General features: G+C 55.9%; 12 protein-coding genes and 1 riboswitch. Of the genes, 3 read left to right on the top strand and 9 right to left on the bottom strand.

From position 1 onward, the window contains the following. On the top strand, nucleotides 1-479 hold a 479-nt coding region (repC, locus tag NHF56_RS20225; protein ID WP_252808017.1), incomplete at its 5' end, for a plasmid replication protein RepC. Between the two features lie 24 nt (nucleotides 480-503). On the opposite strand, the gene thiD is transcribed toward repC, so the two are convergent. The 8 genes from thiD to NHF56_RS20185 all read right to left on the bottom strand — a co-directional run bounded on the left by thiD (nucleotide 504) and on the right by NHF56_RS20185 (nucleotide 6,659). Next, nucleotides 504-1,304: a bifunctional hydroxymethylpyrimidine kinase/phosphomethylpyrimidine kinase gene (thiD, locus tag NHF56_RS20220; protein WP_252808015.1), complete on the bottom strand. Its 801-nt coding sequence runs from the start codon at nucleotides 1,302-1,304 to the stop codon at nucleotides 504-506. Continuing rightward, nucleotides 1,274-1,879, bottom strand: coding sequence for a thiamine phosphate synthase (locus NHF56_RS20215; RefSeq protein WP_252808013.1), 606 nt, complete (start codon nucleotides 1,877-1,879; stop codon nucleotides 1,274-1,276). Before NHF56_RS20215 ends, thiD begins: the two co-directional genes overlap by 31 nt. Beyond that, complete coding sequence (locus NHF56_RS20210; RefSeq protein ID WP_252808011.1) at nucleotides 1,876-2,649, bottom strand: thiazole synthase; 774 nt, start codon at nucleotides 2,647-2,649, stop codon at nucleotides 1,876-1,878. Before NHF56_RS20210 ends, NHF56_RS20215 begins: the two co-directional genes overlap by 4 nt. 2 nt (nucleotides 2,650-2,651) lie before the next feature. Continuing rightward, a complete protein-coding gene (gene thiS, locus NHF56_RS20205) occupies nucleotides 2,652-2,849 on the bottom strand; it encodes a sulfur carrier protein ThiS (RefSeq protein WP_252808009.1) in 198 nt (65 codons plus the stop codon). Then, nucleotides 2,846-3,826, bottom strand: a complete 981-nt coding sequence (thiO, locus tag NHF56_RS20200) for a glycine oxidase ThiO (RefSeq protein ID WP_252808007.1) — start codon at nucleotides 3,824-3,826, stop codon at nucleotides 2,846-2,848. Before thiO ends, thiS begins: the two co-directional genes overlap by 4 nt. Before the next feature lie 9 nt (nucleotides 3,827-3,835). Then, nucleotides 3,836-5,644 carry a phosphomethylpyrimidine synthase ThiC gene (gene thiC / locus NHF56_RS20195; RefSeq protein ID WP_252808005.1) on the bottom strand — a complete coding sequence of 603 codons (1,809 nt, stop codon included), beginning with the start codon at nucleotides 5,642-5,644 and terminating at the stop codon, nucleotides 3,836-3,838. A gap of 93 nt (nucleotides 5,645-5,737) precedes the next feature. Further along, nucleotides 5,738-5,858: riboswitch (TPP riboswitch) on the bottom strand. Between the two features lie 106 nt (nucleotides 5,859-5,964). After that, nucleotides 5,965-6,396 (bottom strand): PIN domain-containing protein, encoded by a 432-nt coding sequence (locus NHF56_RS20190; protein ID WP_252808003.1) that lies wholly within the window; start codon nucleotides 6,394-6,396, stop codon nucleotides 5,965-5,967. Further along, the gene (locus tag NHF56_RS20185) at nucleotides 6,393-6,659 is read right to left on the bottom strand and encodes a type II toxin-antitoxin system Phd/YefM family antitoxin (RefSeq protein WP_252808001.1); all 267 of its coding nucleotides are present in this window, start codon (nucleotides 6,657-6,659) and stop codon (nucleotides 6,393-6,395) included. Before NHF56_RS20185 ends, NHF56_RS20190 begins: the two co-directional genes overlap by 4 nt. A 133-nt stretch (nucleotides 6,660-6,792) precedes the next feature. Here NHF56_RS20185 and NHF56_RS20180 point away from each other — a divergent pair, with 133 nt between their 5' ends. Beyond that, nucleotides 6,793-7,068 carry a type II toxin-antitoxin system ParD family antitoxin gene (locus tag NHF56_RS20180; RefSeq protein ID WP_252807999.1) on the top strand — a complete coding sequence of 92 codons (276 nt, stop codon included), beginning with the start codon at nucleotides 6,793-6,795 and terminating at the stop codon, nucleotides 7,066-7,068. Further along, on the top strand, nucleotides 7,049-7,399 hold the full coding sequence (locus NHF56_RS20175; RefSeq protein ID WP_252808019.1) for a type II toxin-antitoxin system RelE/ParE family toxin: 351 nt from the start codon (nucleotides 7,049-7,051) through the stop codon (nucleotides 7,397-7,399). The genes NHF56_RS20180 and NHF56_RS20175 overlap by 20 nt, the downstream gene beginning before the upstream one ends. 6 nt (nucleotides 7,400-7,405) lie before the next feature. Here NHF56_RS20175 and NHF56_RS20170 read toward each other — a convergent pair. Then, nucleotides 7,406-7,799, bottom strand: a 394-nt coding sequence (locus NHF56_RS20170; protein ID WP_252807997.1) for a tyrosine-type recombinase/integrase, incomplete at its 5' end; no start/stop codon positions are given.

Below are 7,799 nucleotides of genomic sequence, written 5' to 3'. Positions count from 1 at the left end.
AGATTTCGGTTAAGAACGACGGAAAGGCCGCCCAGCCGTTTAACGAGGAGAGTCAGGGCGTAATCGAGAGCGCTGCAAATGCCCCGGATGCAAGGGTGGGCCCGCGAAAATCCAGCGACACAACCGTTGTATTGAAGCCCTACCCGCTTGGCATGGTTCTCTCCGCCTGCCCGCAAATTGCCGACTATGGTCCGGGAGGCGAAATATCGTCCTGGCGTGATCTCATGTCCGCAGCCGTTATCGTTCGATCCATGCTCGGCGTGTCACCTTCAGCATATGAGGAGGCATGCTCGGTTCTGGGACCTGAAAATGCCGCAACGGTCATGGCCTGTATCCTTGAACGGACGAACCTCATCCATTCGGCAGGCGGCTACCTCCGGGACCTCACCCGAAGAGCAGAGCGCGAAGAATTCTCCCTTGGACCCATGTTGATGGCGCAGATCAGAGCCAATGGCGGATCTCTGCAAAGGGCCGGGTGACAAAATGCTGCGCAGCTTTGCCAATCAATTGATGACGGCATCCGAGCTTTCGTTGGCGAGCGTTGAAAATAGTGTGTTCAAATGTTCTTTAGCGGAAAAGACGGCGGTTTCCAGTGAGGCGCCGTCTGCCATCGCCGCCGCAATCCCAGCTGACAATATACAGCCGGTGCCACGCATGTCTGCGGAAAAGCGTTTTCCAGTAAAGGCGATTGATGGGAACTTTGCGCGAAAGAGCCAGTCCACAGCCTCTTCTCCAACCGCGTGCCCTCCTTTGGCAAGGACAGCTTGCACGCCCTGTCGCAACAGCTTCGAACAAGCGTTCTCAAGCGATGGATGGCTGTCGGCTTCCACTTGGGTCAGAGTGGTAATTTCCGGCAAGTTCGGTGTGATCAGCGTACAGATGGGCAAAATCCGGCTGAGAAGAACGTGCGCGCCCTCCTCGCTCAGCAAGTGACTGCCGGAGGACGAAATCAAGACGGGATCGAGGATGGCAGGAATGTCCGGACGTTGCGCTAAGACGTCGGCGACTTTCGATGCGATAGCGGCGTTGGCCAGCATTCCGATCTTGATGGCTCTGACATTATTGGCGGCGAGGGCGGCTTGCATTTGGTCTTCCACCAGATCAGAGCTCATCGGAATGACGGAAACGACCCTGTCGTGGGTTTGAGCGGTGACTGCCGTTATTGCCGTGCAGGATTTAAGCCCGAAGGCAGAAACCGTTTCGATGTCGCGCACAATTCCGGCACCGCCCGAAGAGTCCGAACCTGCTATGATCAGAACATGAGGTTTTCCATTTATCGCCATGGCGCTGTTTGCGCGAGCCATTCACGGGTGCGCGCCTCAGGATCGGAGTTGAGCGTAATATCTGTGACGACGGCGGCACTGTCTGCGCCACTTTCAAAAGCGCCGGTGAGGCGATCCGGATTGAGACCGCCGATTGCAACGAGCGGAAGCGGCGCGATTTCTCGCTTCCATGTCCGGATTTTTTCAAGCCCCTGCGGAGCCCACTTCATCTTCTTGAGAATTGTTGGATAGATCGGGCCAAGCGCCACGTAATCCGGTTTGGCAGAAAGGGCGATCGCCAGTTCGTCTGCATCATGTGTCGAGATACCAAGTTTTAGCTTGGCATCGGAAATCGCTCTTAAGTCGGCACTCTTCAAATCCTCCTGACCGAGATGAATGAAGTCGCATTTCTCCTCGATGGCCAGCTGCCAGTGATCATTGATTATCAACTGGCAGCCGTGTTCGGCGCAGACTGTTTTTGCACGCGCTACATGTGCGTGGATTTCGCGGGCAGGCTTGTCTTTCATACGCAGTTGGACAAGTTTGACGCCCAAAGGCACCAGTCTTTCGATCCAATCTGCGCTATCCACAATGAGGTAAAACGGATCGAGTTTCATGAAAACACCGCCTGTCCGATGATGGGCGTGGACGGAACTGCCATATCACGGGGCTCCAGCATACCGGCTTCATATGCCTTGTGCCCCGCATCAGTGGCGGCGGCGAAGGCGGATGCCATGGCCACTGGATCGCCTGCGCCGGCCACGGCCGTGTTGAGGAGCACGGCATCGTAGCCCCACTCCATGACCTGCATAGCGTGAGATGGGCGACCAAGGCCTGCATCCACAATGAGGACGATTTCGGGGAAATAGCCCCGCATGGATTTCAGCGCGGAAGGATTGACCGGGCCACGCGCAGAACCAATGGGCGCGGCCCAGGGCATAAGAACTTTGCATCCTGCCCTCATCAATTGTTCCGCCACGCCCAAATCGTCTGTCGTGTACGGGAAGACTTCGAAACCGTTGGCGCAAAGGCTCTTGGCTGCCTCCACCAGGCCAAACACATCAGGTGCCAGTGTGTCATGATTGCAGATGACCTCCAGCTTGATCCAGTTGGTCTTGAAAACATCGCGTGCCATTTCGGCTGTCAAAATGGCTTCCCTGGCACTGTGGCATCCGGCCGTGTTCGGGAGGATTTGAACGCCCAAGGCGCGGATCATTTCAAAGAACTGGCTTCCCTGTTGATGGCCCGCCATTTCCCTGCGCAGCGAGACAGTCACGATCTCAGCACGGGACGAGCGGATTGCCTCTTCCATGATCAAAGGTGAGGGGTAGCGCGCGGTGCCGAGAAGAAGGCGCGATTGGAACGTCTTATCGTAAAGTTTCAGCATGTTCAGCCTCCCTGCATCGGCGAAAGAATTTCGATACGATCGCCGTCTGCCAGGCGATATTTCGTGCGGGTGGCTGACTGCACAAGTTCGCCGTTGACGGCAGTCGCCAGCCACTCGCCTTCGTAATCAAGATCGGCAAGCAGGTTCGCCAGTGTTTTGGCGCTGGTTTCTCGAGTCTCACCGTTGATGATAATTTTCATTGAGCAGCCTCCAATGCATGGTGTGATTGCACCAACCACTCTGCCAGTTCTTCTGCCAGCGCTGGGGCCATCAGATAGCCGTGGCGATACATGCCGTTGATGGAAATGTGTTTGCCGGTGCCGTGAGCGGCCGGAATGTTGTCGGCATAAGCGGGGCGTATGCCGCTTGCTGTTTCGAGAACCTCCGCCTCGCCGAATGCCGGATGGAGCGCATAAGCGGCGTTTAGCAATTCCATTAGCGACCGGGCGGAGATGGCACCTTCATTCTCGCTTTCAATCATCGTTGCACCAACCATGAACCGGCGGTTGGACTGCGGAACGACGTAAAGCGGAAATCGCGGATGGAGCAGACGCACCGGTCGAGAAAGCCTGATATCGGGTGTGCGGAGATGGAGCATTTCACCACGCACACCCCGCAAGCCAGAACCGGACCGGATTGCGGTTTTGCCGGTGCAATCCACCACTTTGGAAAAGCCGGCTTCCGGATGTTCGGGCGCATTGAAGTGGAAGGTGACGCCGTGTTCCAACAGCTTTTCGTAAAGGCCAGCCAGGGCTGAGCGCGGGTCCAGATGGGCTTCGCCGGGAAAGAAGAGGCCGCGGCGAAAACGGCCGGAAAGGGCGGGTTCCAGCCGGGCGATTTCGTCCTCGCCCAGCCACTTGAAATGACTGGTGCGGTTGGCAAAGCGTTCAAGCTCCTGGGTGTCGCGGGCAGGCGCAACAACAAGCGTCCCGTTTCGTCTGACAAGATGGGGCAGGACATCTGTCCACCAGTCAATGCTGAGTTTTCCTGCTTCAACCACCCGGTCGGGTGCAGTCTCGCCCTCGCACCAGGGGGCAAGCATTCCACCGGCACAGTGGGATGCGCCTGGGCCGGGCAGGGCGCAACGTTCGCTCACTTCCACCTGAAGACCGCGCCTGGCGAGTGCATAGGCCGCAGTCAGCCCGGTGACGCCCGCCCCTTTGATCAAAATCCGCATGGCGCAATCTCACTCTTTCACCGGCATGTAAAGACCGCCGCCTTGGCGGTACTTCTGCGCCATGACCTCCATGCCTTCTTTCTGCGCTTCGGCGCGAATGTCGTGTGAGATGCGCATCGAGCAGAATTTCGGTCCGCACATGGAGCAGAAATGCGCGACCTTGTGCGCCTCCTTCGGCAAAGTTTCATCGTGCATGGCGCAGGCGGTTTCAGGATCCAGGGACAGATTGAACTGGTCTTCCCAGCGAAATTCAAAGCGCGCGCGCGAAAGCGCATCATCGCGCATCTTTGCTGCTGGATGCCCCTTGGCCAGGTCGGCGGCATGGGCTGCGATCTTGTAAGTGATGACGCCGGTTTTAACATCGTTTCGGTCAGGCAGACCAAGATGTTCCTTCGGTGTCACGTAACAAAGCATTGCCGTTCCAAACCAGCCGATCATCGCAGCCCCGATTGCGGAGGTGATATGGTCGTAGCCAGGCGCAATATCGGTGGTTAGCGGTCCAAGTGTGTAAAAAGGTGCCTCGCCGCAGACGGAAAGCTGCTTTTCCATATTCTCCTTGATCTTGTGCATGGGAACATGGCCCGGACCTTCAATCATCACCTGACAATCTTTGGCCCACGCAATTTTCGTCAACTCACCCAGCGTTTCCAGTTCGGCAAATTGTGCCGCATCGTTGGCGTCCGCAATTGAACCGGGACGCAAGCCATCGCCTAACGAAAATGAAACGTCATAGGCGCGGCAGATATCGCAGATTTCTTCGAAATGCTCGTAAAGGAAGCTTTCCTTGTGATGATGAAGGCACCATTTGGCCATGATTGAGCCGCCACGCGAGACAATGCCGGTCACGCGATTGACGGTGAGCGGGATGTAATGAAGTCGCACGCCCGCATGGATGGTGAAGTAGTCGATCCCCTGTTCCGCCTGCTCAATCAGGGTGTCGCGGTAGATCTCCCAGGTGAGGTCTTCAGCTATGCCGCCAACCTTTTCAAGCGCTTGATAGAGCGGAACCGTACCGATCGGTACGGGTGAATTCCGGATGATCCATTCGCGGATATTATGGATGTTGCGCCCGGTGGAAAGATCCATCACGGTGTCAGCCCCCCAACGGATGGCCCAGACCATTTTTTCCACTTCCTCGGCCATGGAGGACGTGACGGCTGAATTGCCGATATTGGCATTGATTTTCGTCAGGAAGTTGCGGCCGATCACCATCGGCTCCAATTCGGGATGGTTGATATTGGCGGGTATGATCGCCCGTCCGCGCGCAATCTCGTCTCGCACAAATTCCGGCGTCACGACGTCGGGAATGGAAGCGCCGAAGTCCTCGCCATCGCGCACGGCTTTCTCAAGCGAAGCCTGCCGACCCATGTTTTCGCGAATGGCGGCAAACTCCATTTCGGCGGTGATGACGCCCGCCCGTGCATAGGCCATTTGCGTCACCGCCTTGCCGTTCATCGCACGCTGGGGTTTGGAGAGGTTGGGAAATTGCGGCGTGAGACGCTCGCCTGCAGCAAAGCCGTTATCCTCCGGTTTGACGTGACGGCCTTCATAGGCTGTGCTGTCGCTGCGCGCCGCAATCCACGTTGCGCGCAGACGAGGCAGACCCTTTTCGATGTTTATTGTTTGTGCGGGGTCGGTAAAGGGACCGGACGAATCATAAACCGTCACTGGCGGCTCGCCAGCCGTTGGATGAACGGCGATCTGGCGCATTGGAACACGTATTTCCGGGTGTATTTCACCCTTCAGCATGACCTTTGTCGATGCTGGAAACGGGCCTGTCGATACAGAGGGGAGGAGGTTTTTGGCGGCGATATTCATTTTGAGGCTCCACTTGTTTCAAGTTGGAGACCCAGTTCGAAGCCGGAATGATGGAAAGACGTCTGGCAGGAATCCTTATACGGTTTCCCAATGTCAGCAGCGCTTGCACCGTCCCTACGCCAGTATGAACTGGATCAGGTTCATAGGGTCACTGCGCTGCCTGAAACGGCCCAGCAGAATCTCAGCCCCTTGCGGGACCCCCCTGGTGAATGCTTCAAGCTAATCGCGTCATGGCTTATCGGTCAAGGTGGCTCGGGTTTTTTTTGAAACGAGGGGAGGGGGTGCCACGGGCAATCGAAGTGTTAGATCTTTAGCCGCATTTAACGTTTAGCCTGCTGCCACGGGTCGAATAATTCAACACCAAGTCCTTGAAAATATTTAATATTACGTGTCGCAAGACAAAGCTCATGAGCAACTGCAGTTGCTGCAATTATCCCATCCATTGAGGAGAGACCGCGACCGGTTCGTCTTGCATGTCCCATCAGATCGCCCCATGTCTCGGCGATTTTTTCGGTGACAGGCAGGATACGATGTTCAAAACGTTGAGGAAGATCGTGTGAGAGCCACTCCTCAAGTGCATTTCGTCTGCGCCCTTCGTCCAACAGCACAATGCCACGACGAATTTCGGCAATGGAGATTACGCTGATGAACGTTCTATCTTCGTCGATTGTATCCAGCCATTGCAGAACGTTTACATCCGGCTGCGGCTTGGTTACCTCCGACAGAACATTCGTGTCGACAAGCAGATTCACGGCGTGAGGTCGCGTGGTTCGTCGTGCTGACGTTCAACATCAATGTCAGCATTGCGAAGAGGGGACTCCATGAGAAACTGCGCAAGTGTACCTTTGCGACTTGTCTTGCGTTCCCATTCTTCAGCCGAGACGACCACAACACTCGGTTTTCCGTTTCGCGTGATGGTTTGAGGCGATGATTGCGCGCGTTGAATGACTTCAGAAAGTCGCGCTTTGGCCCCCGCAACTGTCCAATCGGTGTGGTTTTCCGCTTTTGATGACATCCAGGCTCTCCAAAACCATAATGACCAACGTGACTATATAGCGAAGCGGTCTGCAGGTGCAAGGTTCAACAGGGTTGTCTGAGATATATCAAATATGCTACTGAGTAGCATGGAAACTTGAGGAAACAGCAGGATGAGTGTTAAGTCATCGATTTCGCTGACAGACCAGCAGGATGCCTTTGCCCGTTCTCTGGTCGAAAATGGCCAATATTCCAGCATGAGTTCTGTCCTTCAGCAGGGACTGGAGCTGCTTCGCCAGAAGAAGGAAGCCGAGGCTGTCGAAACAGCGGCGCTGCGTGAGTTGCTTCAGCGGCGTTTGAAAGAGCCGACGATTTCTAATGTCAAAATGGAAAATCGGGTTGCGGCAATGATTGAGCGAAAGCGACGGACTGTTCGTGTGGACCCTTGAATACGCAGAGGAAGCCGAGCGTGATTTTGAACTGATCTTCGATCACCTGTTTGATGCTTATTGTGAGCTTGGGGAGGCGCCGGAAGAGGCCTTGGAGCATGCTGCTGCTCGCATTCGAAGGCTACAGAAGGAGATCAACCGCCTGACTGACACGCCCAAGATAGGTACTATAAGAGACGATATTTATCCTGGAATACGCTTTCTGCGGCGCGACAAGGCAGCCGTTTGGTTTCTGCCAGTGGAGGACAACCGCAAAATCATCGTTGCAGCCATTTTTTATGGCGCTCAGGATCACATAAGACATATGCTTGCGCGCCTGCTTGGAGAATAGGCCTCTCTAAAGCCCCGCTGCCTTTGTGAGATTCACCCTGAACCTGTCGCGCCTGCGCTGATAGCGGCGCGTCATCTCGGCGGATGTATGGCCAAGCTGCTTCTGCACATAGCGTTCATCGACTTCGGCGGATGTGGCAAGACCCGCGCGCAGCGAGTGGCCGGAAAAGAGTTTCACACGTTCAGCCTCTGGCAGTTCACCACGAATGCCAGCGGCAAGGATGGTTTTCTTGACGAGACGGGCGACTTCCTGGTCCTTGAGCCGTTCGGGACCGACAGCCCTGCCCTTGCCGGTCACACGTCGGAAGAGGGGGCCGTGGGCAATCTTGGCGAGTTTCATCCAGGTCTCAACGGCAACAACCGGGCAGGTGCGTTCAGACGAACCCCGGCCGATCTCAACT

Source organism: Rhizobium sp. L1K21 (assembly GCF_024055895.1).
Lineage (GTDB): Bacteria > Pseudomonadota > Alphaproteobacteria > Rhizobiales > Rhizobiaceae > Ensifer_A.
Note: the sequence above shows the minus strand (reverse complement) of the source record. Positions and strands in the feature narration are given on the sequence as shown.

What these genes read in the sequence shown, in the direction of transcription:
- thiC (WP_252808005.1), bottom strand. Translation starts at nt 5,644, where the DNA reads ATGAATATCGCCGCCAAAAACCTCCTCCCCTCTGTATCGACAGGCCCG.
- thiS (WP_252808009.1), bottom strand. Translation starts at nt 2,849, where the DNA reads ATGAAAATTATCATCAACGGTGAGACTCGAGAAACCAGCGCCAAAACA.
- NHF56_RS20180 (WP_252807999.1), top strand. Translation starts at nt 6,793, where the DNA reads ATGAGTGTTAAGTCATCGATTTCGCTGACAGACCAGCAGGATGCCTTT.
- NHF56_RS20185 (WP_252808001.1), bottom strand. Translation starts at nt 6,659, where the DNA reads ATGTCATCAAAAGCGGAAAACCACACCGATTGGACAGTTGCGGGGGCC.
- thiO (WP_252808007.1), bottom strand. Translation starts at nt 3,826, where the DNA reads ATGCGGATTTTGATCAAAGGGGCGGGCGTCACCGGGCTGACTGCGGCC.
- NHF56_RS20215 (WP_252808013.1), bottom strand. Translation starts at nt 1,879, where the DNA reads ATGAAACTCGATCCGTTTTACCTCATTGTGGATAGCGCAGATTGGATC.
- thiD (WP_252808015.1), bottom strand. Translation starts at nt 1,304, where the DNA reads ATGGCTCGCGCAAACAGCGCCATGGCGATAAATGGAAAACCTCATGTT.
- NHF56_RS20210 (WP_252808011.1), bottom strand. Translation starts at nt 2,649, where the DNA reads ATGCTGAAACTTTACGATAAGACGTTCCAATCGCGCCTTCTTCTCGGC.